The 24,212-nt window shown below is 57.5% G+C and carries 23 protein-coding genes and 2 pseudogenes; 11 read left to right on the top strand and 14 right to left on the bottom strand.

Annotation, left to right across the window (positions count from 1 at the left end):
- Positions 1–21: 21 nt before the first annotated feature.
- A complete protein-coding gene (locus BLR31_RS21395) occupies positions 22–702 on the bottom strand; it encodes a hypothetical protein (protein ID WP_143009403.1) in 681 nt (226 codons plus the stop codon).
- Between the two features lie 54 nt (positions 703–756).
- The gene (locus BLR31_RS15165) at positions 757–1,050 is read right to left on the bottom strand and encodes a hypothetical protein (RefSeq protein ID WP_143009402.1); all 294 of its coding nucleotides are present in this window, start codon (positions 1,048–1,050) and stop codon (positions 757–759) included.
- 191 nt (positions 1,051–1,241) lie between these two features.
- On the opposite strand from BLR31_RS15165, the gene rfbA reads away from it, so the two are divergent.
- Positions 1,242–2,120, top strand: coding sequence for a glucose-1-phosphate thymidylyltransferase RfbA (gene rfbA / locus BLR31_RS15160; protein ID WP_090597549.1), 879 nt, complete (start codon positions 1,242–1,244; stop codon positions 2,118–2,120).
- On the top strand, positions 2,113–2,667 hold the full coding sequence (gene rfbC, locus BLR31_RS15155; RefSeq protein WP_090597548.1) for a dTDP-4-dehydrorhamnose 3,5-epimerase: 555 nt from the start codon (positions 2,113–2,115) through the stop codon (positions 2,665–2,667). Before rfbA ends, rfbC begins: the two co-directional genes overlap by 8 nt.
- 68 nt (positions 2,668–2,735) lie before the next feature.
- On the opposite strand, the gene BLR31_RS15150 is transcribed toward rfbC, so the two are convergent.
- From BLR31_RS15150 to BLR31_RS15110, 10 genes are all read right to left on the bottom strand, one after another.
- Positions 2,736–3,629 (bottom strand): tyrosine-type recombinase/integrase, encoded by an 894-nt coding sequence (locus BLR31_RS15150; protein WP_176762695.1) that lies wholly within the window; start codon positions 3,627–3,629, stop codon positions 2,736–2,738.
- Positions 3,622–5,532 carry an AAA family ATPase gene (locus BLR31_RS15145; RefSeq protein WP_176762694.1) on the bottom strand — a complete coding sequence of 637 codons (1,911 nt, stop codon included), beginning with the start codon at positions 5,530–5,532 and terminating at the stop codon, positions 3,622–3,624. The genes BLR31_RS15150 and BLR31_RS15145 overlap by 8 nt, the downstream gene beginning before the upstream one ends.
- A 1-nt stretch (position 5,533) precedes the next feature.
- A complete protein-coding gene (locus BLR31_RS21735; RefSeq protein ID WP_176762693.1) occupies positions 5,534–5,845 on the bottom strand; it encodes a hypothetical protein in 312 nt (103 codons plus the stop codon).
- Positions 5,846–5,847: 2 nt separating this feature from the next.
- Positions 5,848–6,609, bottom strand: coding sequence for a hypothetical protein (locus BLR31_RS15140; RefSeq protein ID WP_090597545.1), 762 nt, complete (start codon positions 6,607–6,609; stop codon positions 5,848–5,850).
- 575 nt (positions 6,610–7,184) lie between these two features.
- Complete coding sequence (locus tag BLR31_RS15135) at positions 7,185–7,688, bottom strand: hypothetical protein (protein ID WP_090597544.1); 504 nt, start codon at positions 7,686–7,688, stop codon at positions 7,185–7,187.
- Between the two features lie 677 nt (positions 7,689–8,365).
- Positions 8,366–9,280 carry a nucleotidyltransferase and HEPN domain-containing protein gene (locus BLR31_RS15130; protein ID WP_090597606.1) on the bottom strand — a complete coding sequence of 305 codons (915 nt, stop codon included), beginning with the start codon at positions 9,278–9,280 and terminating at the stop codon, positions 8,366–8,368.
- 470 nt (positions 9,281–9,750) lie between these two features.
- A complete protein-coding gene (locus BLR31_RS15125) occupies positions 9,751–10,779 on the bottom strand; it encodes an AbrB family transcriptional regulator (RefSeq protein ID WP_176762692.1) in 1,029 nt (342 codons plus the stop codon).
- Positions 10,780–10,811: 32 nt separating this feature from the next.
- Entirely contained in the window at positions 10,812–12,323 is a 1,512-nt protein-coding gene (locus BLR31_RS15120) for a tripartite tricarboxylate transporter permease (RefSeq protein WP_090597542.1), read from the bottom strand.
- Positions 12,324–12,779 carry a tripartite tricarboxylate transporter TctB family protein gene (locus BLR31_RS15115; protein ID WP_090597541.1) on the bottom strand — a complete coding sequence of 152 codons (456 nt, stop codon included), beginning with the start codon at positions 12,777–12,779 and terminating at the stop codon, positions 12,324–12,326.
- Positions 12,780–12,859: 80 nt separating this feature from the next.
- Positions 12,860–13,840, bottom strand: coding sequence for a Bug family tripartite tricarboxylate transporter substrate binding protein (locus tag BLR31_RS15110; protein ID WP_090597540.1), 981 nt, complete (start codon positions 13,838–13,840; stop codon positions 12,860–12,862).
- Positions 13,841–13,996: 156 nt separating this feature from the next.
- On the opposite strand from BLR31_RS15110, the gene BLR31_RS15105 reads away from it, so the two are divergent.
- Genes BLR31_RS15105 through BLR31_RS15095 form a run of 3 tightly spaced genes read left to right on the top strand, consistent with a single transcriptional unit; the run spans position 13,997 to position 16,756 of the window.
- The gene (locus BLR31_RS15105; protein ID WP_244505087.1) at positions 13,997–14,668 is read left to right on the top strand and encodes a GntR family transcriptional regulator; all 672 of its coding nucleotides are present in this window, start codon (positions 13,997–13,999) and stop codon (positions 14,666–14,668) included.
- Positions 14,668–15,834: a PrpF domain-containing protein gene (locus tag BLR31_RS15100; RefSeq protein WP_090597539.1), complete on the top strand. Its 1,167-nt coding sequence runs from the start codon at positions 14,668–14,670 to the stop codon at positions 15,832–15,834. The genes BLR31_RS15105 and BLR31_RS15100 overlap by 1 nt, the downstream gene beginning before the upstream one ends.
- A 46-nt stretch (positions 15,835–15,880) precedes the next feature.
- A complete protein-coding gene (locus BLR31_RS15095) occupies positions 15,881–16,756 on the top strand; it encodes an isocitrate lyase/PEP mutase family protein (protein WP_090597538.1) in 876 nt (291 codons plus the stop codon).
- 1,071 nt (positions 16,757–17,827) lie between these two features.
- Here BLR31_RS15095 and BLR31_RS15085 read toward each other — a convergent pair.
- Entirely contained in the window at positions 17,828–18,016 is a 189-nt protein-coding gene (locus tag BLR31_RS15085) for a hypothetical protein (RefSeq protein ID WP_090597536.1), read from the bottom strand.
- A gap of 928 nt (positions 18,017–18,944) precedes the next feature.
- Between BLR31_RS15085 and BLR31_RS15075 the strand changes: the two genes are divergently transcribed.
- The 4 genes and pseudogenes from BLR31_RS15075 (at position 18,945) to BLR31_RS22320 (ending at position 22,653) form a co-directional block, all read left to right on the top strand.
- A complete protein-coding gene (locus tag BLR31_RS15075; RefSeq protein ID WP_090597534.1) occupies positions 18,945–19,823 on the top strand; it encodes a LysR family transcriptional regulator in 879 nt (292 codons plus the stop codon).
- A 1,341-nt stretch (positions 19,824–21,164) separates the two neighbouring features.
- Positions 21,165–21,503 (top strand): helix-turn-helix transcriptional regulator, encoded by a 339-nt coding sequence (locus BLR31_RS15065; protein WP_244505086.1) that lies wholly within the window; start codon positions 21,165–21,167, stop codon positions 21,501–21,503.
- 183 nt (positions 21,504–21,686) lie between these two features.
- A complete protein-coding gene (locus tag BLR31_RS22060) occupies positions 21,687–21,824 on the top strand; it encodes a hypothetical protein (protein WP_244505085.1) in 138 nt (45 codons plus the stop codon).
- Positions 21,825–21,928: 104 nt separating this feature from the next.
- Positions 21,929–22,653, top strand: a pseudogene (locus tag BLR31_RS22320) (HipA domain-containing protein).
- 151 nt (positions 22,654–22,804) lie between these two features.
- Here BLR31_RS22320 and istA read toward each other — a convergent pair.
- Positions 22,805–23,437 (bottom strand): annotated as a pseudogene (istA, locus tag BLR31_RS15055) (IS21 family transposase); the annotation flags it as partial.
- A 182-nt stretch (positions 23,438–23,619) separates the two neighbouring features.
- Between istA and BLR31_RS21720 the strand changes: the two are divergent.
- Positions 23,620–23,760, top strand: coding sequence for a hypothetical protein (locus BLR31_RS21720; RefSeq protein ID WP_176762690.1), 141 nt, complete (start codon positions 23,620–23,622; stop codon positions 23,758–23,760).
- A gap of 214 nt (positions 23,761–23,974) precedes the next feature.
- Positions 23,975–24,212: phage integrase N-terminal SAM-like domain-containing protein (locus tag BLR31_RS15050; RefSeq protein WP_176762691.1), on the top strand; the 238-nt coding region annotated here is incomplete at its 3' end.

The raw sequence follows: 24,212 nt of genomic DNA, 5'->3' as shown, positions 1-24,212 counted from the left end.
CTCAATCATAAAAACAAAGCATCAGCGCCCTTGAACTTCAGGCGGATGCGCCGCGGCGCTGTCGGCGCCGTTCTCAACGTTGAGCACTCCCGAAAGCGAAAATAGGTCGCTGACTGTCGTCTCTTCAATCAAACGCGGCATACGCGCGCGCTCTTGAGTATCCAATGCCCTTGAGATGCCAAGACATACCACCGAGGTGGCGGCAAGTTGAGCGGACATCCAAAAGGCAAGAAGCGAAGTCGTTGTGGTCCAGCCCTCGGCTACTTCGTCATGTACGAGCCAGATGGCTAAGACATACAAAACCAGAAACATTGCTGCCACCGACAAAGCCAGACAAGCCGCACTCGCGATTCGCAGTAGCCTTGGGGCAGAAGTGGCCAGCAGACGAGTGACAAGGTCGACTCGTCGCGCTATCAAACCAAAACCTCGACGTGGCTGTTCCATTTCAACGGAAATAATTGTTTGCGGCCCAAACATGGAATGGGCGGTGAAGCGGAACAGGTGCATCTCTGAAGGGCGTGAGAGCAGCTCGCTAAGTAGCCGTCTATCCAGTCCCAAAGTACGCAAAAATCGGGTGTCGACCTGCAAGCCGGTTATTGATCGGACCATAAATGACCCCATGCGCTCAAAAAGTGACGATGACTTGCGCCGGATCCGAACCAGACTTTCGCCGTTATAAATTCGATCGGCAATACTCAGCACGTCAATGTTCGCCAGCTCATCGTCAGATGAAACAACGATAATGTCGCCAATGCTCTACTGGTACCCTTGCATCGCCATACGGTCGAAATCATCCGAGCTTTCAAGCTGAAGCGCACGAATTTGCGGCGCGCACTTCGCCAGCCTTCCAATTACACCGCGAACCGCCTCATCTTCCGACGACGTGATGAGTAACACCTCAAAGAAACTGTAGCTCGCATTTAGTGAGCGTACCGCCGCTTCAATGTCATGCTCGATCTCCGCAAGACCCGAGGGTGATACTACGATAAGGCTAACTAACACGGATGCATTGCGAGTATCGGTGCTCGATGCGCTGTCATCAACGGCCAAAAGAGTGTTCCTGGATTCCATGCAACCATGTTGCGTCGTGTTTAGCCAAGCTGGTGGCCAGTGTCCATAAAAGTAAACATGAATGTCTGTGGCAAATGTCGTTATTTCTGAGAGGCGGGCTGAGCCCTGCATTGACATGAATGGCGGCTTGCAACATTTTGCGATTCGTATGGAATGGGTTGGAGTGTAGTGTGAAGGGCATCATCCTTGCAGGGGGGAGCGGTACGCGCCTGTATCCCGTAACTTTGCCGATCTCCAAGCAGCTCCTGCCTATCTATGACAAGCCGATGGTCTATTATCCGCTTGGGGTGTTGATGCTGGCGGGTATCCGGGAGGTGCTGATCATCTCCACGCCACGTGATCTGCCCGCGTTCCGGGCCTTGCTTGGGGATGGGTCCGATTTCGGTATCGAGATTTCCTATGCCATCCAGGAGGAGCCCAATGGGCTGGCCGAGGCGTTCATCATTGGCCGCGAGTTCGTCGGCAATGACAGTGTTGCACTCATTCTGGGCGACAACATTTTTTATGGCGCCGGACTTGTCCGACTGTGCGCCGAAGCGCGCGCGCGCAAAGCGGGCGCGACCGTTTTTGCCTATTGGGTCAGCGACCCTGAGCGCTACGGCGTCGTTTCGTTCGACCCGCAGACCCAGCGGGCCCTGTCGATCGAGGAAAAGCCCGAACGGCCCAAGTCTAATTGGGCGGTAACTGGGCTCTATTTCTACGACAACGACGTGCTCGACATCGCCGCAAACGTTCAGCCCTCGGCACGAGGCGAACTGGAAATTACCGATATCAACAACGCCTATCTCGAACGCGGCGCGCTCAATGTTGCAAAGCTCGGACGTGGCTATGCCTGGCTCGATACGGGGACACATGACAGCCTGCACGAGGCTTCGTCTTTTGTGCGCACGATCGAGCATCGCCAGGGCGCCAAGATCATGTGCCTCGAAGAGATCGCCTACGAACTCGGCTATGTCGATGATGCCCATCTCCTGAAACGCGCCGACAGTCTCGGCAAAACCGAATACGGGGCTTATTTGCGTCGATTGACTGAGGTGTCGCGTGGTTGAAGTTCGCTCTCTGGCTCTCCCTGAAGTCCTTGAAATCACGCCGCCCAAATTCGGCGATAACCGCGGGTTTTTCTCCGAGACCTACAATGCCGAAAAATTCGCTGCGGCAGGTATCGATCTTGTCTTTGTGCAGGACAATCATTCCCTTTCGGCGGCCGAAGGCGTGCTGCGCGGCCTGCATTACCAACTTCCGCCAAGGGCGCAAGACAAGCTGGTGCGGGTGGTCAAAGGTGCGATATTCGATATCGCCGTCGACATCCGCCGCAGCTCTCCTACCTTCGGGCGCTGGGTGGGACTCGAGGTATCGGCAGCCAAATGGAACCAGATTCTCGTGCCGAAGGGTTTTGCACACGGTTTCCTGACGCTGGAGCCCGATACCGAGGTCGTTTACAAGGTGACGGACGTCTATTCACCCGAGCATGATAGGGGCATACGGTTCGATGATGTCGATATCGGGATAGATTGGCCGCTCGAGCCTGTGAGTATGCAGCTTTCCGACAAGGACAGAAACGCACCGGGCTTCGCTGAAGCCCAGGTTTTCGGCTGATTGCACTGTTGTTGGCCCGACCGCCGTGCGGCTCAGCAATGTTGCACGCCAAGCTCATGTCCGAGCCATCACTTTCCAGCCCACACATTCATTTCGACATTCTCGATGTACCGAGCGACCACCGCAGTCGATTTCCAGCCGCCAGCAGACATTATAGGGAGGAGCCCGTGCCCCATCACTGTCAGCTCCTGGGCCGCGCCGACTCTAAGGGAATGCCCACTCGTTCGGCAAGACTCCTCTGCCGGATAACCTGCTGCTCTGCTGAGGCGCTTGAGCGTCGCACCGACAAATGAAGGGTGCAGATAGCGCGATGCGAGGATCGTCCGGTAGACGGGGCGGAGTAGGGGGCCTCTCTGGATTGCTGTGGTTGCCAGCCATTGATCAACCAATCTGCTGGTGGCGTGCGAGAGGCGGGCGATGCGACCAAGTCCAGCCTGGTCATTCTTGGCCCGCCTGACCAACACATTGTAGGTCCCATCGGCCGCTCGGGTAAAATCTTCAACACGCAGCGCCACGAGTTCAGCGCGGCGACACAGGGTATCGAAACCTACCGCAACCAGAACCTTATCGCGGAGGCCCGCGAGATCATCGCTGCATGCCGACATGAGCCGGTCACGTCGCTCCGCTGTCACGCCAAGCGCTTGCTGCGGTCGCCCAGGCTTGGAACGTTTCGCGCGGCGGATCGCAAGTGCAACGGCCTCGTCGTCGGTGGGCGAGACGTGACCGGCGATCCGATGCACCTTCGCAATCGCCGACAAACGCCGTTTCAACGTGGTGGGTTTTACTTCTTCGCTTGACACTTCGATATAGGCAGCAACGGTTTCTGGCTTTGCCGGGAGCGCCCGAAGGCGCCTCCGGCGGCACCAGGCCGCAAATTTTTCGAAGTCACAGCGATAGCTCGAAATTGTCGCCTCGGCATAAGCGCCCTCAAGACGCCGGAGGGACGGGCGCCAGTCAGCCATTCGTCCCTCCTTCAAACGGGCCGTCTTTGGGCGCGTTCGATACAAGCGACAGCTGCGGTGTCTCGTTTGGCCCGAGGATGGCTCGCACCCGATCACCATCCATGACGCGTTCGTCAATCAACGCATCGGCAAGCTTGCGAACGTCCTTTTGTCTCATCTCGATGATCTCTTCTGCTCGGCGCTCGAGCCTCTGCAACATCGAGCCCACCCAGCGGCTCAGGTTCTGTCCGCTCCCGTCGATATCCTTGATATCGATGGTGTGACGGGTCTGAAGCGTGCCAAACAGGCCAAAACCCAAAAGGCCGTCGAGCAGGAGCCTGTTGACAGAGTCCAGATCGGCCGCTGCGCCCGCATCTGCACCATTTCCCAACGAAACGTCAGCTGCGCGTCCTGCGAGCATCACCACGGCCAGCCGCTCGACCCCGAGGCGGTTGAGGGGAGTTTTATCGGGTTTGATTTTCACATGGCCGTCGATGATGGCCGATTTCAAAATGGATGCCGTTTCGATCTCGAACCCGAGTTCGAGAGCTACGACTGCGTGGCCAGCCTCGTGGATGGCCACGCCGCGAAGATCTTCTGGCTTGTCATTGCCAACAATCAGCTCCCGGAGATTGCTGAATTGAACAACCCGACCCTCGTTGGTTGCGCTGTCGAGGGCGGCTTTGGCCAACCCCTTCAGGCGCGCTGGTGTCGCACCGGCTGTCAGATCTGCGATGATCGACACCTCGGAATCGCTCATGGTGCCCGCCAGAAACCGTTTGAGCATCGCGTAACGTTCAGATTGATTGGGTAGGTTAAACTGAACGCGGCGCTCAAGCCGTCCTGGCCGCACCAGGGCGCCATCCAGACGCTCTGGAAAATTGCTCGCCCCAACGAGCAGGATCGGTTTGCCGAGCTTTTTGAGCTTGTCGATATGCAGCAGAACGAGTGTGACCACTGGCGTCCACCATTGCAGGTCGCGGGGCGCAAGGCTGGCCCGGTTCGGGATCGCGTCGATCTCATCGATCAAGCCCACAACCGGGCGTTTGGATTTCGCGAGTTCGGTGAAAAATGCTCCGGATGCTTGCGAGACGCCGCCGAGATTCCCGTCGGAGGTCTCGAACCATTTGCCCACTGAGGTTTCAAGGAAGTCCCAACCCGCCGATTTCGCAAGGCTTGCCGCAATCGTCGTCTTGCCGGTGCCAGGAGCGCCGCCCAGCAGACTGAACGGCAGATCGCAGGCATGACTGCTTTGTGCAGACTTCATCGCGACCAACATGTCGTCGGTCCAAGATTTGACCTCCTCGGTCAAAGCCATCGAACTCAAAAGGGGTGCCGGATTGATGCTCGGGTCCCGGGTCCGAGCTTTCGCAGCGCGCTTGAGATTGGCAACGCAGGCACTGGCTTTTTGACCTGGGCGGATCGCGTTGACGATGTCGGTGAACTCGAGCTTGTCCACAACGTGTTGCCCAAGGCCCGTGGCGTTCTCGCCAGTGACGCGTTTGATGACGCCCCGCAGGTGGTGGGCGCGCGGCATCGCCACCAAGATTGCGCCATCGAGCGCTGCCAGCTCGTCATCAAGGATCATCGCCTTGTCATGTGTCACCAGCACAACGCTCTGCCCCATCAGCAAAGGCGCCAGATGATTGCTGTTTGTCCAGCCAGAAGCGCTGCTGCGTTTGCGCAGCTCTGTGATCGCCTGAACCCGCGGCGCATCGGGCAATCCGTCGAGATAGTTCTCGATGGCAAGAGAGGCAGAAGGCGAGGGGGTCAAAAACAGGATCGCTTTCGCACGGGCTTTGAGCAAGCGCCGCGCCCCGGGCGTAAGAGCGGACCTGACCATGGCTTCGGCGAGGAGGGCCGAGGAGGCGGGAAGGTCGTCCACTGCGGGATTGCCGAGTTTGGAGAGTTTGGATTTCGACATTTTATTCTCCTGGCGTTTCGAGTTGGCCAGAAAGGCATTCATCAAGCCAATCGAGCGTTGTGCGGGCGCCGAGGTGGCCGTGATCGGCATGTTCGCGCAGCCCGGCGCGGATGAAATTGGGGATGGGCGCACCATCGACAGCACCAATCGCCTGGTGCCGAACAGCGAGCGCAATCAGGGCCGCGGGGTCGGTGCGGCCCATCTCGGGTGCGGGCAGGGGACGACTGGTGACCGTCCCTTCAAGGGCGGCGTTTGCATTGGCCAGGCGCCACCACAGCGGCGGCCGGGTAAAGCGGATCCGTTCCATATCCATGATCAGAGCCCCCCAGACGTCTTGCGCGGCGCACGGCAGAATTCAATCTTGGGCCCTTGGTTGAGGGAGGCGGGCTCTATGGCGCGGCGATCGGTCCGGACCTCGGTGGCAAATTCGGTCTCGACCAGCTGCTTGGCGAGCTGGGCAATGATCGGCCGGGAATACTGGCCAAATGCCAAGCGGAACCGGGCCATCGATTTTGCAAACCCGGGCGCGCCCAGGATCTCCTCGAACTGCTCAAGATTGACAGTGAGCGGGCGGACGTCGTCGCCGTCGATATCGACGATCGCGAGTTTGATGACCTCGAAGCTCTGCGCATGCGAAGCAAGAACGGTCCTGGCGTTCGCCGCGGCACGCTCGAGCTTGGTGCCAAGCCCATTCAGCCGATTTGTCGGATGGTTGCCGCCGCGACGCTTGAATTCGGAAATCACCAGGACGCCGGTGGACTTATTGATCGCAACCAGATCGGGCCGATACCGCTCGCTACGAACGGCGCCGGAACCGGTGATGCCCATCTGGAGGCCGGCGTTAAAGACCACAAAATTTTCGTTGGCACTCAGGATCGTCCTGGCGGCGTTCTCCAGCGCACCGCCATCATAAGATGTGACCGCGCGCATCACACCATCGAGGGGTGCCCAGAGGCCGAGCACATCGTCACGGCGATTGAGGTCGAAAGTGATCTCAGTGACAGTCCGACGGGCGAGGTCTTCAAGATCAAGAGAACGCGGGGTGTCGCTGCCGCGCGTGGAAAAAAGATGAGACATGTTTGGTCCTTTGGAAAAGGACTGCAGGCAAGGAAAGAGCCGTAATCTGAAGCCAGCAGTTCTCACGCCCGGCCGAGGGTGCGGCAGGGTTTAAACGCGTGCTGGGAACAGATTTCGAGCGTTTCAGGACCGCGCGTTAACGCGACGGACACCTGATCTTCCCTGGCTGATGCAGCCCGTGGAAAATTAGGGTTTGGAAACGATCGACGGGCTCACGTGCCGGACGGGCAGCGCAAGACAATCACAAAAATGAAATTTGGGGGATTTCCGACGCAGGTCGGTTTTGATATGGCTCTTCATAGCCGATTTTCCTTCTCACCAAGGTGGTCGGTTAGGCCCTTGGGAGGTGTTGCAAGCACTTCCCCTGGGCCGCCCTAACGGGCAGACCATCCACGCACCGAGGTCGATGCGATTGTGCCAAAATAAGGGCTAATTCACAAAGTGCAAACCCCAAGTTTCGCTATGGTTAATTTCCGGTGTGCGGACTGACCGTTGGGTGGGGTGCAATACAGAACGGGCCCAAAGATCGCCTTCGGGCCCGTGTGGTTATTGTGGGTATGCGTTAGGGAAACGACCTAGGCGACCTCGGCGTCCAGCAGGTCTTCGCGCCGACTGAAAAGCGCATCATAAACGCCCTCGATCATGACGTCGTCTTCATCAAGGGCGCGCTGGGTCAGAGGATCGACCAGGGCTCTGAGTTCAGCGTCCGTCGAATTGGCCGTGACGGGCACGCCCGCAAAATCGATATACGCGAGCCAGTCGTGGGCGTCAGCGATCCCTTCGGTGGTCCACCACTGGGCCTCCTCAACGATCTCCTGGATCGCTTCACGGGCCTCTTGTGCGGCGGGACTCAAATGGCCCTTGTCTTCAGCAAACCCATTTTCGATCACCGTGTGACCGGCATGGACGATATCGAGCAGCGGCGTGATCTCCTCGATCAATGCCGTGATCGCAAGAGGGGCGGGCCGGACGCGGTCCTGGCCGCGGGCCCGCGCCGTCCACTCGATCTCGAGACCGAGCTCGGCGGCCTTGTTCTCGATCCAGCTGTTGTTGGGCACCGAGCGCACGCCGATGGTCACAAAGCCGTCCTCTTCCAGAGTGATGACAATTCGGCACGGACGCTATCACCCCCATGGATGGTCTTTGTAGTGATGTCCGCAACCACAACGGATTGGGACGGCAACGATTTGGTTTTCGGCATGAAAATCTCTCCATGGCCAGACAAAAGGGCACCGGGCCTGGCGCATCCGCCAGCCGGCGTGGACCGATCGATGTCGATGCGGAAAGGCGCGCCCCTCTATGAGCCATGGCAAGCCATGCCCCAGGGATCACCTGTGACAAGACGCTGATCGGTGTCAGCCGCCGCAGCGGCACAAAAGGATAAGCCGCCGAAGCGGCGCCGCCGGAGCGGCACAGAATTATCAGCCGCCGGAGCGGCACAGCATTGTCAGCCGCCAAAGCGGCAAAAGCCCTGGAGAGATCACGTCCAGCCTTGAGGAGAGTGGTGGCATGAGAGTGATGCAAAACCAAGACCGAACAATTTCCATCATGAACAGAAAATGACCGAGCTCGATCTCCGGGCTCTAGCAGGCGGGGACGTGCAGGGTGCGTACGGAGAGACGCTTTTGGGCGTCGTCCGGTGGCATTCGCGTAGACAACATGTGTCAATTTTGGCCCTTGGAAAGGCCCGGAAACGGGGAGGATCTGCGATAACGCTTGCGACGCTGGGGGTTACTGATTGTTTACCCGAAGTCCACTACGCCTCCTCTTCGGCATCTCCCGTCAGTAGACTGAGCCGTTCAACGCAGATCAGGTTCACGACTACATGCAAATCTCCCGCACATTCGATCAGCCACCGCAGCGCCTCTTCACTGACCTGGTATTGCTTGGAATAGCGGGCCTTCACGTATGCTTCATTCAGAATATTAAACCAAGCCTCATAACGGTGCTGATCTCGAGGCCACGCCGCCACTAGCCGTCGATCCCGATCCTCAGCCAGGGTGCGAAGAAACTTTAAGTTATGGGATGGAGGGCTGTAGTTGGTAAGTACTAGCAGAAGCGCAGAGTAGGCCCTTTCCACCGATTGATGCAGAAGAAAGGCCGCATTATTTAGCATTCGGTCATCAATGGAAGCGGCGGCGAGTTTCATCAGATGTTTCGAGGAGGGGAACCGCTGATCAAAGTGCTCCGCCGCTACCTCCGCCGCCTGCTTCGACGTAAGTATGCCGGGCTCTGCCAACTCCCGATCGTCCATCTCATAAAGAACGATCCCCTCTTTGCGGATGTCGGTGAAGAAGTACTGCGCATTGCGCAAAAAGTTGTTCACCTCACGTGCCGAGTGGACGATCAGCCCGACCGGCACGCCTACGTCCGGGTCGCGATTGAGCCGATCGGTGGCTCTGTCCCAATAGCTATAATCTGCAAATCGACGTTCATTGACGATCACCAGGATATCGTAATCGGATCGATAGCCTTTCATTGTGTGGGGCTCGTCCACCCAAGTGCCCTTCGCGTATGATCCGAAGAGAATGATTTTCAGGATCCGCCCACGCCGGCGTGTTTCGGACGTGGCTTCGGTTAAAGCGTCTTCAAACTCTTGATGAATGATCTCAACGATGCGTGCGATTTCACGCAGCTTGCGTTCTGGCAGATGTTCCAGACTTGATTTCATCTCAACATCCTCCATCGTCAGCAGCGCTGCGCAATCTCCGATTCAAAGTATGCCAACGCCCCGACTCCGTGGCAATACGTTGATGGCCATCGATTTATCAATTGCCCAATTTCATAGTGTTTGGAGAAAGATTAGCTGTTGCCGGTTGAGAGCACCGCTTTGGACTGAGACGGCCTTCGTCGCGGTAGCTGAGGAGCGCCACTTCGCCATCCTGCCAAGCTGCACGTTGACGGCAGGATCAGCGGCGGCGCATTGGGACTAGCTGCGTATCGGACTTGTGACGAAGGTCGGCTGCGACCAGTACAGATCGCAGTGGCCAAGCCGTATTAGACGCCGAGCCGTCGCCCGATACGTCCCCGCAGCCATCGAGATGCCGAGGGCCACCAAACATTCGAACAGCATAAAACTGAGTTGGAGATTCTATGATGGAAGGACAAGCGCTGGTGTCGCGGTTGCCAATCCCTATGTCATCACCGTGACTTTTTATCCCCGAGGGCAAAGCGCATAACAAACGGTATCAGCCCGATGATCAAAAAGACCCTCGCGACATGGTGCACCGCAACCATGGCCGGGTCTGCCTGAACCGCCAGTGATACGACGCCAAGTTCGGGTGCGCCGCCGGGAAGGTAGCTCAGCAGCAAGGGCGCCAGTGACAAATCCAATGCGGCAGCCATGCCCCATGCGCAGGCCATTGAGGTTATCGAGAGCAGCGCCCCTACGACGAAGGACAGCCAGCCGTCGCGTGCGATATCGGCAAAGCGATAGCCCGAAAACTTCACCCCTGCGCTACATCCAATGATGACTTGCGCCAGAATAGAAAGTGGCCCGGGAACGTGCATGGTGATCAGGCCCGTTGCGTGTGCGAGAGCTGACAGTACGAGCGGGATGACCAGCAAGCCCGATGGGAGCCGGATCAGTTTGGCAATGAGGAAACCCAGCAGCGCGCAGCCAAAAAGCATCAGCGATTGGGAAAGATCCAGTGCCTCTTCGACGAACAGGCTCTGGCGGGCCGCGGCGGTCAGATCGTAATCGGACACGCCTTGAAGCATGATCGGGGTGAGGACGAGCAAAATGACGAGCCGGGCCGTGTGAGACAGGGCTATACGCCTTGTGTCGGCGTTGTAGTCGTCAGCGATCGAGGTCACGACCGAAAGACCGCCTGGAACCGACGACAAAAGGGCTGTCGCCGGATCCATATCTGACCACCGGCTGAAAATGGCGAGCGAGATAACCCAGAAGGCGACCGATAGGACGCACATCACGATGACGCTCGGCAGCCATAGCACCGCCGATTGGGCAACATCGCTGTTAAACCCAGCGCCAAGCATGGTGCCCACGATAACCATGGCTATGCCCCGCCAGCTTGGCGGCATGGTCTGGCGAACAGGGGTACGCGAGATCAAAGCGGTTGCCGCAAGGCTTCCGAGAACCCATGGCAAAGGGATCGAGGCCAGGAGAAATATCCCGCCCCCGATGGCCCCGGTTGCCAGCGTGGCCAAGCCCGCTAAAACCGCAGATTGCTTCTGTACACTCAAGCGGCTTTACCGCCTGCGCGTTTTTGCCTGTAGAGCTTTAACAGTGGGAGCGCCCCTGAGGTGAGCAAGAACAGGGCAAAGAACACGATCGCGATGGGTCGCTCGAACAGATAGTTTCCGACGTTTCCGCCTGAGATCTGAAGCGTGCGCACGATTTCCCCTTCCGCCATGCGACCGAGCAAGAGCCCGATCACCGTTGCTGCGACGGGATAGCCGTGCCGCCGCATCAGCCAGCCGAGCCCGGCGAAAACGCCGACAGTGATTGGTCCGGCAATTGTTCCGGTGATCCCGTATCCGCCCCAGGCGCAAAGCGCGAGAACGCTCGGAACGAGGTAGCTGACTGGAACCCGGATCACGAGACCGAGAATGCGGATGACGAGCAGCCCGACGATTGCGAGCAGTACGACCTGGCCGATATTTCCCAAAATGATCGCGTAGACCAGATCAGTCTGTTCGCGGATGAAGCTCGGGCCACCAACAACGTTGTGAAACGAAAACGCGGCAAGCAAAACAGCTGTCGCAGCGCCACCTGGGATACCCAAAGCGAGAAGGGCCGTCATCGAGCCGCCCTCTGAACTCGAATTGGACGATTCAGCTGCCACCAGGCCCTCGGGCGCACCTTTTCCAAAGGCTTCGGGTGTCTTAGACGACCGCTTGGCCTCGCCATAAGCGACCAGATTTGCCACTGACGATCCAACGCCGGGCACTGCACCAACCAAAGCCCCAATTAGGCTGCCCTTGAGCACGCCAACCGGATACTTAAAGGTCTGCACAAAGCCACTCAAAATGCCGGCAAACGAGATCTGATTGAGTTTGGTATCATCGACCAGGAAGGCTTTGCTGCGCACGCGCAAGAGTTCAGAGGCGGCAAAGATGCCGATCATTGCGGGCACAACGGGGATGCCATCGATTAGATAGGGCATTCCGATCGTTGTGCGCATGGTGCCGGTCGTCGACATTCCGACCTGGCTGAGGATCAAGCCAAACATGCCCGCGAGCAGGCCTTTTGAGACTGCACCATCATTGAGCGTTGCAATGAGGGTTAGTCCCCAAAGGACGATCACGACCATTTCGAGTGGGCCGAGCCGCAAGACAAAACCGGCCAGGGGCTGGATGAGCAGTAGCAAGAGGAAATAGCCGACAAAGGCCCCGATGACGGATGCGCCAAGCCCTATGCCGAGCGCTTGATTGTGCTGACCTTTTTGAGCCATCGGGTAACCGTCAAACGCGGTCGCGACTGACGAGGACGATCCGGGAATATTCATCAAGATCGCGGTAACGCCGCCGCCATAGGCGCCGCCGGTAAATATCGCTGTCAGAAAAAGGATTGCCTGCAAGAACTCCATGCCGAATGTGACGGGCAAAAACACCGCCATGGCCATGGAGATCTGGAGGCCCGGGATGGCACCAAAAATCAACCCGATGAGCAGGCCCGGGATGACGAATAGCCAGGGCTCGATGCTGAGCAACAGGCTGGAGGCTTGGCCTAAAGCGAAGGTGTCGATCATTTAGAGCACCAGCATTGGCATGGGGAAGGGAAAGAGCGAACCAAGGCCAAAGACCAGCAGCAGTGTGAACGCGGCCGAATACAGGGGTGGCAGCCACCATCTGCGCTCTCCGCCCAAGACGACGCCAATCCAGACAAACAGAAATGTCGCGGCGTCAAATCCGATGGGTGTGAGGGCAATGCAAAATAGCGCAAATAGGGCGAGCAATCCCAGATCTGCGAAAGTGGATGCAAGATCGCTGGCTTTGTCACTTTCGGTCTGAGGCTCGCGCGGCTGGCGAAGGGCGCGGATCGCAATAAAGACGACAAGCACTGCTATGGCTGCTGCCACGGGCGCGACAATCACGAGATTGTGGAGCTGGGCTGATGCCGACACCGCACTCGAGCTAATAAACGCCGTAACAACGGCTGCTATGGCGAGAAATATGAGATGTGTGGGAGCAATTTTAGAGGTCATCGCGCCTTCCAAAACCCGTGCGAGAAGCCCTTTGAAAGGACTTCTCGCGTTTTTCCGATACCGCTCAATGCGGCGCCAAATTAGTCTTGAAAGCGCTCGAGGATTTCGAGGTTGGATTCAATGATCGCGGTTGTGCGATCCGGGCCCAGCCATTCAGCGCCGATCCCTTGCGAGGCAAGGCTTTCAGCAAATTCCTCGTCTTCGAGAACCGCCTGGTAGGCAGCGGTGAACCGCTCAAAGAGCTCGGGATGATTGTCGCGGAACTCGGCGTGCGCAGCGATGCCGCGCATGGATCCGACCAGGGGCGGAACTTCGATACCGCGTTCAGCGAGGACTTCGTTGAGCGTTGGTGCGTCCCAGGTGGGAAGCCGTTCATCGGACGCGACGGCCAATGGCTTGATGTATTCGGCGATCGGAAGGGTGCCTTCTGCGCCAAGCACGGTCATGTCGACCTGTCCGCCGGCGGCGGCTGTGCGGGCAGCGTTCCCTGATTCATAGGTAACGATATTGACATCGCTTTCCGAAAGGCCAAACGCTTCGAGCATCATGATCGTATTGATCAACCCGGTCGAACCTGGAACCACCGAAATACGGTAGCGGCCCGGCTCTTGGGCGATGGCGTCCATAAATTCCTCAAGCGTCTCGAACGGCAGGTCAGCGCTTAGCCCAAACAGGTCAATGTCGGTCCACTGGCCGTTGACGAACGCAAAGTCGTCCAGGCTGTAGTCGGCATTAAAATCCAAGATGGCGCTCGAGATATAGGGGTGGATCGAGCTTGCCAGAAAGTACGAACCATCGGCAGGCATGTTCATAAAGTAGGTGTGACCGACGTGGCCGCCGCCACCTTCCTGGTTGATAACGCGGATGGGCACGCCCAACTCTTCTTGCATTTCCTGAGCGACGAGCCGCGCGGTGCGGTCTGCCGAGCCACCAGTGCCCAGTGCAACCACGAACGTGATCTGCGAGGTCGGCCACGCCGCGTCCTGCGCCGAAACGGCACCCGTTGACCCCAGTGCGATCGCGAGAACGCTTGCCGCGATAGGCTTGAATTTGCTTTTCATATTTCTGATCTCCTCCGAACGTGAATTCTCTTTGATTGTTTACAATCTTTTGAATGGCATTAGGCAAACAGCTATTTCAAATGGTTGTCAACCCCGTTAATCCGCCATATAAGCTAGGGATGAGTTCGGCTCGAGGTGCTTTGGGGAGGGTTATTGTTGACAATATCAGGTCATGGCAGCGCGGCGAAATCGATCGTTGACGAGCTGCGCAATGAAATCATTTCCGGACATCTGCAATCGGGAGAGCGGTTGGGCGAGATGGCTCTGGCCGAGCGGTTTTCAGTGAGCCGCGGTCCGATCCGTGAGGCGCTCCGCTCGCTCGCCGACGCTGGCCTGGTCAGCTTTGCACCCAATGTGGGCGCGCGCGTCCGCCGCATGACGATCGAGGACGCCCGCGCGCTCTATGAAGTGCGCGCTGCTCTGGAATCTGAAGCTGCGCGGCTGGCCGCCTCGCGCGCCAGCAAAGACGATGCGCGCCAACTCATCGACCTTTTGGTGAACCAGGAGCCGGTTGTACGGGCCCATCCGCACGGCGCCTATCTTCAAGGGGGCGGGGACACAGATTTCCACGCCGTCATTTCGCGATTGAGCGACAATCGGTTGATCACGCGGCTGCTTTTTGAGGAGCTCTATCCGCAACTGCTGTTGCTGCGCCAGCAGCACCAGAACGTGCGCGGGCGCGGGGTCGAGGCACTTCATGAGCACGAGCGGATCGCCGAAGCGATCTCTCAGGGCGAACCTGAACTCGCTGGAATGCTTATGCGGAGGCACATCAGGGAGAGCTGGACCTCTCTTGAGCGGCAAATGGCATCAGAAGGGGAAGGCTGATGGCTCAGCGTCGCATTCCGGCGGTTTTTATGCGCGGCGGAACGTCCAAGGCGGTGATGCTTAAGCGCGCCGATCTTCCCTCTGACGAGGGTCTTTGGCCCGATATATTTCTGGCCATGTTGGGCAGTCCCGACTCTTACGGACGTCAACTTGATGGCATGGGTGGCGGGATATCGTCATTGAGCAAGATCTGTATTCTTGCGCCTTCCGATCGCGTCGATGCTGACGTTGATTATACCTTTGCCCAGGTATCGGTCACTGGTCGCCAGGTCGACTTCAGCGGCAATTGCGGCAATATGAGCTCTGCGGTTGGCCCGTTTGCAGTCGATGAGGGCCTGGTTTCTGCGCCAAACGATGGCGAGGTCCTCGTACGGATCTTCAACACCAATTCTGGCAAAATCATTCATTCTCGGTTTGCGGTCCGGGACGGCGAGGCTGTGGTTACGGGGGAGGTGGGTCTTCCCGGCATCTCAACGCGCGGCGCGCCCGTGCGGCTTGATTTTCTAGATCCGGCCGGCACGACTGGACGCGGCCTGCTCCCGACGGACAGTGCCATAGAGACCTTGGAAATAGAGCCCGGTCTGTCGATCGAAGCGAGCCTGATCGATGCGGCCATCCCAAGCGTTTTCGTGCGGGCCGATGATCTGGGCATTGCACCTGACATGATGCCAAACGCGATGGATGCCGACACGGCGCTGATGGGACGCCTTGAGCATATTCGGCAGCAGGCATCGGTTAAGATGGGGCTTGCCGAGGATCTCGCCACCGCTGCGGCGCGCATCGCAATTCCCAAGATTGCCCTTGTGGGGGCCCCCACAACCTTTCGCACATTGTCGGGCGATCTGATCGCATCATCTGAGCTAGATCTTTGCGTGCGCATGGTTTCGGCCGGGCAGGCGCACAGGGCTTTTCCCATTACCGGCTCGCTGGCCCTGGCCAGTGCGGCGGCAGTTCGTGAAAGCACGGTCGCAAAATGCCTAAAGCCCGGAGCTGACCTCACCAATCTTCGGCTGGGAACGCCCAGCGGCGTTATCGCTGTCGGCGCTCAGGTCGATGGACCCGACGGCAAATCCATACCTGCGATCGGCTCCGCTTCGATCCTGCGCACGCAGCGCCGGCTCTTTGAAGGCCGCATCACAATCCCGGATCCCCACCACACCCAATGAGTTGAGCTTGCCCTCAATGCCAATCAAAAAGAAAAAGGAGTAGCCCTTGCTGAGCCACGAAATTAACCGCCGCTTCCGCGAACGTCTGAAAACGGGTGGAGCGGTACTTATGCCCGGTGCGGCCAACGCGCTTGCCGCACGGATCATTGATGATTTAGGGTTTGAAGCGATCTACCTTTCGGGTGCGGGCCTCACCAACACATATTTCGCCATGCCGGACCTCGGCTTTGTCGGCCTTGCTGAAATCGCTCAGCACACTGCCACTATGCGCGACGCGACCGATCTGCCGATCGTGGTCGATGCCGATACCGGATTTGGCAATGCATTGAACGTGCGCCATACAATCAGGACGCTCGAGCGTGCAGGGGCTAGCGCAGTTCAGCTTGAGGATCAGGTCAATCCCAAGCGCTGCGGTCACTTTGCGGGCAAGGACGTGGTTGATCTCCAAGAAGCGCGCTCCCGGGTAAAGGCTGCGGTCGATGCGCGCCAGGATCCCAATCTCTTAATTATCGCACGCACTGATGCCCGCGCCACACAAGGCTTGTCAGCGGCGCTCGATCGCGCCCATGCCATGATCGAGGACGGCGCGGATATTACATTTGTTGAAGCGCCCGAAACAATCGATGAGGTGAGAGCTATTCCGGAGGCTCTTAAGGGCACACCTCAGCTCGTCAATCTGGTTGTGGGAGGCAAAACCCCAATCATGGATTTTGCGGAATTAGAGGATATGGGCTTTTCGCTGGTGCTCTATGCAAACGTCGCATTGCAAGGCGCGATGCACGGTATGCAAACGGCTTTGGGTCAGCTCAAGGCAGGGGGCCGTCTGGACGAGTCAGCTCCGGTCGCACCGTTTCGCGAGCGGCAGCGACTGGTGCGCAAAGACTTCTTTGATGCTCTGGAAAAGGAATACTCGGGCGAGTGATCGCTAGCAGCAGGCGGCACCCCTCCCAACAGACGCAGTTCTATGATACTTCTGATTTGCGGCCCGTTAGGCCACTAATGGCCGTGGAGTCGTCTGCGTCCTTTCCTCCTGTTTCCGCGCAGGCGGCTCTCTCCCGGCTCACAACATTGGGCTGCACTCTTCCTGAAAGGTATTAGCGTGCCGTGCTGAGGCGGTTGCTTCATTTTGTGAAGCTACGCCTCTCCTTGATAAGGGTGGATGACAAGATCGAGATGGCCTCGGCCGACCGGGCCGTCTCAACCGCCGCAGCAGGACTTCCCAGCTACTCCCCGGCTTCGCCACGAGTGTCCTCCAACGAAACAATATTGAGAGCGACCCTAAGAGGACAAAATTACATTAATTCTCCATCGTTCTCAGCCATGGCACTTAAGGTACTCGCAACGTTAAGGTCGCGTTCATTTAGCATAGGTGCACTATATCGCTGCGCGTGCTTAGGCAACGCAAGGACCGAGCGGCAGACGCCGCAACGCGCCGCTCGGTCTACAGTTCGTTCAATAGTCTTTAGCGCAGCCGGCCTTTCAGCCTCGGCACTTCCCGCCATTATCTCGATATCCCTGTTGAACCAACTCTTAGCCATGCGCTGAGCGCCGCGCCCAAGGTTGAGCGAACACATATGGTCTTCGTTGTATTACGTAGCGGTGATGGCCGTCATGGTAAAATCGTTTAGCACCGAGGTCGGTGTTTGGTGAGGAAAGGCTGTGCAATAGAAATGGCTGATAAACGTCTCGGGGTTATGGCTACGCGCTGCACTAGCGTGAGCGATCCTCCTTGACCCACTGGCGATCGATTTTGTTGTCGTTGCCGGCTTCGCTGACCACGGTCATAGCCGGCCGCCCGATTTAATTTATACAACGTCACCTAATTTGTACGCCATCGCGCAGCGCCTTGTTTTATTTCCCATTATACGGTGGAAAAGCGAAAGGGCGGGGTAACCCTTTATTTACCTAAACCGCAAGGTTAACCGTTTTAATACGCTAGGGAGAAGTGGCAGCAAAGGGGCCGGTTAGCTTCGGTATTTGAAAGAGCTGGGGCCTATAACTCGCTGATGTTTTGCTCGTTCTCAGCGAGCTCGCGCTCTTTCGCAGCCCTAACGTGTTCAGCCATAGCGACGTCTTCATAGGGGCCAAGCACTCCCGGATTGCCGTCGTGGTCCCAAAGGACCCAATGTCCTTTGTCATCGGACTGTACGACAACTTGGACTTTTTGATTATCATTCGACATTGAGTACGGCTCCTTCGATTAAATGACGATAGCCCAGTGTCAGGAGGGCCACAAGCCGCCGGTCCGGTCTTTACCGGGCATTTATTTGTGTCAGCAGCCGCGGTTAAAAGGGAACCCCTCTTGACCGCCCCCACAGAGTGCTAGAGTGCGAACAGGCACGAAAGGCGGGTCTCAAAAAGGGACTGCGGGCTCATCAAAAACGCGCGCAGTCCATTAAGTAGAGGCGCTGCTTGAGCAGCGATCCGCCGGTATAGCGCTGACCTAGCTTTTACCGGTCGCACTTTCCTTCTTCAATAAGGCGAGCGAACCACTGGTCGCCTCTCTGATCGACCCATTCTTCAGCCAGATACGCTCCATCACGTCCCACCCTCAAAGCATATTCCTCAGGAAGCCCAGCCCAGTCGTCTTCTGGGCACCATCATCTTCCTAGGCCTTCGCCGGCGTTGGGAAATCATGAAATCAAATGGCTTACATGCCGCCGCTTGTCCCTATCTCTGGTACAAAGCGGGACGGCAATGGGCACGATTGTGCGACGTCTCACTCAAGTTGACGGACGGTGGAAGGACCGAAAGGTGTTTCGCGCGAAATCGCGTGCCATATCGTTAGAAACATTACCGAGTTTGAGCGATGGCTGGGCAATATCCATTGATCCCAGCCTGGGCCTGAGATCTTTCGCAAGCACGCTGACGTGGTCGCAGAGTGCGCTTTGATGCTGGCCGTCGCAGAGACGGGCCGAGGGGCCGTATGATGAACTTGGGGGCCGAATCATCGCCCACATAATCGTTGGCCTGGGCCACGGACTCCTTGAAGCCGATGAAGACAATACCAGCAACCGGATGCGGGAACACGTTGATGGGCATTGCTTTATCAATTTTCTGATTTCATACTGTTTGGAGAAAGATTAACCCTCCTTTGGTAGGCAACGCTTTTGGAACTGAGACAGCTTTCGCTCTTTGTGGCAGTGGCTGAAGAGCTCCACTTTGGCCGCGCTGCCGCCAAGCTCAATATTGCCCAGCCAGCGCTGAGCGTTCAAATCCAGGCCCTTGAGCGAGACCTCGGCGTCCAACTGCTTACCCGAACCACCCGACGCGTTCAGCTCACCAAGGCTGGGACGGTCTTTTACGAGCGCAGCCAGAGATTGCTGTCGGATCTGGACAATTCGTGCACGGTCGTTCGCGCCATTGCCGGTAAGGATATAAAAAAGCTCACGATCGGCACGATCTATCCGGCGACATTTGGCGTCTTGCCCAATTTTCTCGCCAAAATCTCGCGCAGATTCCCGGACATCAAAGTGCATGTGCGCACCGGCACTAGCGAAATGATCGTGCGCGAGATTGAGCTCGGACACATCAATTTAGGTTTTATCCGTCCGCTGGAAAACATTGGGTCCCTTCGTTGTCTTGGTATTGGCAACGAAAGCTATCTTTTGGCGATGACCAACAATTCGCCCTTGGCGGACAAAAAGACTATCAGCCTAGCCGATCTGCGAAGCGAGAAAATCATCGCTTTTTCGCGCTCAAATCTGTCCCACACTGAAAGCCATTTTTATCAGCTATTCCGCGAGCATGGGCTTTTGTCGAGCCTGGCCTATACGTGCGATGACACGCTGTCGCTGGTTTCAATGATCGATGCGGGACTGGGGATCGGGTTTGTGCCAGAATGGACCAGTGAGTTAGCTGACAGAAACCTCGTGTTTCGAAAGGTCGAGGGCGTCGACTTTAGCGTTGGTCTCTCGATTGCCTGGAATAAGGAAGACCCAACGGCAAACCGGGACGAGATTGTCGAGATGGCGCGGTCAATCCGATAAAACCGTGCGGCGCTTGCAGACCTTGTGCCGCAGCGACGACACGGTGATCAGCGTCTTGGCCGGACAAGAGACAGCGATCATCATTTTGCTCCGTGAACTTGCGCAATACGAAGATCGCTGGATGCTGGAGTCGCAGGCCACCTCTCAGTCGGGCTCGTTTGTTGCTGACGTCTACTTTGGGGGGATCAGTTCGTTTTGAAGTTAACGACGCGAACGGAAATATCGGCTCGGGGTCCGGACAGCTCGCTGGCAGTGGGTTCGCTTCCAGCTTCAACATCGAGAGCGGGAGTGCGTCGAGCAACAGCCTGACCGGGGAATTTACGGGCCAGATGCGCGAGAGTTGACTGGTTTGATTGCTGGAGCGGCGGCCGGGCAGTCAACTGCCGGGGTTCTTTACGGCCGTCGCTAAGATATGCACTGGCATATCCAGTAGACAGTATGTCTGAAACCCAGGGTCGATCCCCTCTATTCGTGGGTCGACGTCACTTGCTCATCCGTAATTTTCGAAGTCTTCAACGTCGTCGACCACTGAGGGAAACCGATCTTTGGCTTCCGACCACCTGTCGATCATCCGCCCGCAGCTAGAGCAACAAATCTCTGTGCCAGGGGCAAGGTCGCTACCGATAATCTCATTATCTGTGAGACATCCAGGGCACTTGATAACTCGGTCTATCAATATTGCATAAGCCATAGCGTGTCCTCCCGCTGTTACGGCGAAAGCTCAAGCCTCTTAAAGGACCTCTGTCGCTCTGCGCCAGTCGGCCACATTAGGGGCTGGCGATTAAGCCAGGCTATATCTCAAACGTGGCGATAGCGAGTCATTTCGGGTCGTCTATCGCAAGGGGTGTCACAGGATCATTTCACGCAGACAGCAGAACGTAGGGATAGCCGCCTTCCGGCGACGGGGGTATTAATAGCTCTTGAAACGACATGTTTGGGCATGCCGCCGGCGGCATGATAGAGAGCGTCTATTCGCCACGCCAACTTGGAACAAACCAGCGTCGCAGGCGTTTGGCGAGCGTTGTGTTCCTTTCTACCCTCCATTGCCAAAGGCACAGCTCAAAAAATGTGCTCCTGCCTAGCCGCTCGTCGTTTCTACGGCGGGCGGTTCTTGTCGTCGAGCGCTACCTCAAGATCATCCTGCCGTTACCCAAAGCAAGTGTTAGGTCACCAACGCTTGCCGAGCCGTCTGAATACCCCAATGTTTGTACCATAAAAAGCGCACAAAGCCCTTTATGCTCCACTTATGGAACATCTGGTCGACCTTACGTGCTGTTTAGAGTATGATTTTTCCATAAATGACACAGAGCCTTCATTTGTGATCAATTTATGGAGCAAAGCTTGCCTAAGCCGGCTAATCGTCCGACCTCCCGGTATGCCACGGAAGCCGCAGAACTGCTCGGCTTGCTGATCCGACACGCACGCATCGCTCGCAAGATGACGGCTCAAGAAGTAGCTGAAAGAGCGGGCATGTCGCGCGGGCTCGTATCCCGCATCGAAAAAGGCGATCTTGGTACCTCGATCGGCGCGGCGTTCGAGGTAGCGGCAGTTTTGGGCCTGCGCCTGTTCGATTTAGATGGACGGGGCATTACTTTCAGAGCCACTGAGGCTCGATCCGTCAACACTTTGCTGCCGCAGACCGTACGCGCATCAAGTGCTCAAGTGGATGATGATTTCTAGGCCAAGCGATACACCAAACCAAGCATATGTCTGGGTATGGCTACCAAAGAAGACGGAACCTGTCGTCGCCGGCCTGCCCACGCACGTCGGGGCCAGATCGTCTTCAATTACGGACGTTCCTATCTTGCCCGGCCGGATGCGATATCTATATACGCGCCTGAGCTGCCGTTAAGAGCTGGCGCATTGCCGCTGCAGAGCGGACTGATGATGCGGCGTTCGATCCGCGATGCCGCGCCTGCCGCGTGGGGGCGCCGTGTGATCATCAATCGCATGCTGGGCCACCAGGCAGAGATGCAGATCCGACAGATATCGATGAACTGACATATTTACTTCAGTCGGGGTCAGATCGCATCGGCGCGCCGGATTTTCAGCAGTCAGCGACGATTTACGTTTCGCGCGACGAACAGGCTTCATCGATTGCGCAGATGCAGGAAGCGGCGGAGCTTGTGCAGCGGGGCGTGAAACTGCCTAAAGCCCTTGATGCTGCGCTGTTCCACGGCAGCTCGATCGGCGGCGCACGCCCCAAGGCGAACATCACAGATGGGCAGACCAAATACATCGCCAAGTTCTCGGCGCAGGCTGATGTCTACAGCGTTGTTAAGGCGAAGTTTGTGGCAATGCGGCTCGCGTCGCATGCGGGGCTAAACGTCGCGTCGACGCAGCTGATCCAGGCTTCCGGAAAGCACTCGCTTCTCGTTGAGCGCTTTGACCGTCAGTGGGTGGGGGAGGGGTGGACACGGCGGGCCATGGCCTCAGGCCTAACACTTCTTGGCCTTGATGAAATGATGACGCGCTACGCTTCTTATCAAGACCTCGCCGAATTATCCGGCTGCATTTCCAAGATCCGCGCGCGACCCTCCACGAGCTGTACGGGCGGCTGATGTTCAGCATCCTCGTCGGCAACACAGACGACCACGCCCGCAATCATGCCGCGTTTTTGGGATGGTCAAGCGCTCACCCTCACCCCCGCCTACGATATTTGCCCCAGGACCGGGCCGGTAACGAAGCAACGCAGGCCATGCTGATCATGAGGGATGATCGGATGAGCCGCATCATGAGTGCTGTCAATGCTGCCCCGCGGTTCCAGCTTTCTCGTCAACAGGCGCTTGTGTCAACGGGCACCGAAGTTTCCGCAAAAGTGGGCGTTTAAAAATCCCTGGTTTGCAGCGGTGAGAGGGACGGGTAATCAGCCCTGATCTTGATCGTGTTTCTCTTTGGCTGGTGGCCGACCGCGCCGTTTCGGCGGGTTAGGTGAGGTGATGTGAGAGGTGGTTCTCATGTTGTCGGGGAGAAGGCTGGACGCGGTTGTAGATGATGTACCCGGAGCCATCCTCACCGGTCACCGCAGTTTTCATGCGATCGTAGAGGATTTCGAGCGGCACGCCTCCCAGCATGTCAAACGCCTGCATGTGGCAACGCAGCAGGGTCTGCAGGTCCTGGTGCAGCACATAGCGGGCGAACAGGAAGCGGGAGTGCCCGAGCACCAGACTGAACAACCAAACGATCCGGCTGACCCCTGGCTCGTCTGCGAACTCGACAACGAAGCGGGCAAAATCCACTTGGGCCTGCACGCCGGGCGGGGTCTCGAAGCGGACCTCATAGGGCTTGGGCTGCCCCTCTGGTCGAATTGCCGCGAGATAGCGCTTCACCGCCGTATAGGCACCGGTGTAGCCCAATTCGCGAATTTCCCGGGTCAGGCGCGCCGCACTGAGTTCGGGAAAGGTCGTGATGCGCTCGGTCAGGAAATCCCGAAACGGCGCCAGCTTGCTCGGCCGGCCCACAGAGCGGGGCCCATAGGCAGGCGCTTCAATTCCGCGTTCAATATATTTGCGAACCGTTTTGGCGTCGCGACCGGTTCGCCGCGCAATGGCAGTGATCGTCAGACCCTGTCGATGCAATTCCAAAATCATCATGAGTTCTCCAAGTCGGATCATCAGCCCACCCCCTCGCCACAGCGAGCACAGGGCCGATATCGGCTGGCTTCATTGTGCTGCGGTTAACCGCAGCACAATGGAGCAGATGGGCCGCCAACTAGGGAATTTTCAAAGCCCACTTTTAGGGAGAATTGCAGGACCGATGACAGCTTGAAATCGCGCGGGTGCAAATCGAGGTGATCATGTCGCATTATGGCGACGTGTGCGATGAGGCAGGCCTCAGTGAGGTCGACCGCGACCTTCTCTGGCGGCGGCAATTTCTCAACCCGTTCGCCTTCGAAAGCGTGCCGGCTGAATTAATGACGCTTGTGTCCATTAGCTAGCGAGCCGCAATGGATGGTGCGTTTGAGTTGCGAGAACAGGTTCGATCGATCGAGGCGAGCAATCGATCATTGGGCGGTCCGCTTTGTGCCCCATGCACGAACCCGCTTCGCGGGAGGGACGCGCGTGGTGAGACTTGATGGATTCGTCTGAGGCTCTGGGCAGCTAGAGGCTGGGGTCCGAACATGGAGTTCCTTTCAACAGGAGGAACTCACCATGACGACCTATCAGGCCAATGCCCCGATCACACCGCTGCGTCAACGCATGCAGCAAGATATGGTGATGCGGGGCCTGGGCGCCCATACGCAGCAGGATTATGTGCGGCACGTCCGGAACTTTGCTGCCTTCCTCGGGCGTCCTCCCGACAGCGCTACCGCCAAAGACATACGGCATTACCAACTGCATCAGCATGAGACCGGTGTGGGTCCGGCGACGATCAACAGCACGGTTTCCG

Origin of the sequence: Pelagibacterium luteolum (assembly GCF_900100665.1) — a bacterium.
Classification (GTDB): Bacteria; Pseudomonadota; Alphaproteobacteria; order Rhizobiales; family Devosiaceae; genus Pelagibacterium; species Pelagibacterium luteolum.
Note: the sequence above shows the minus strand (reverse complement) of the source record. Positions and strands in the feature narration are given on the sequence as shown.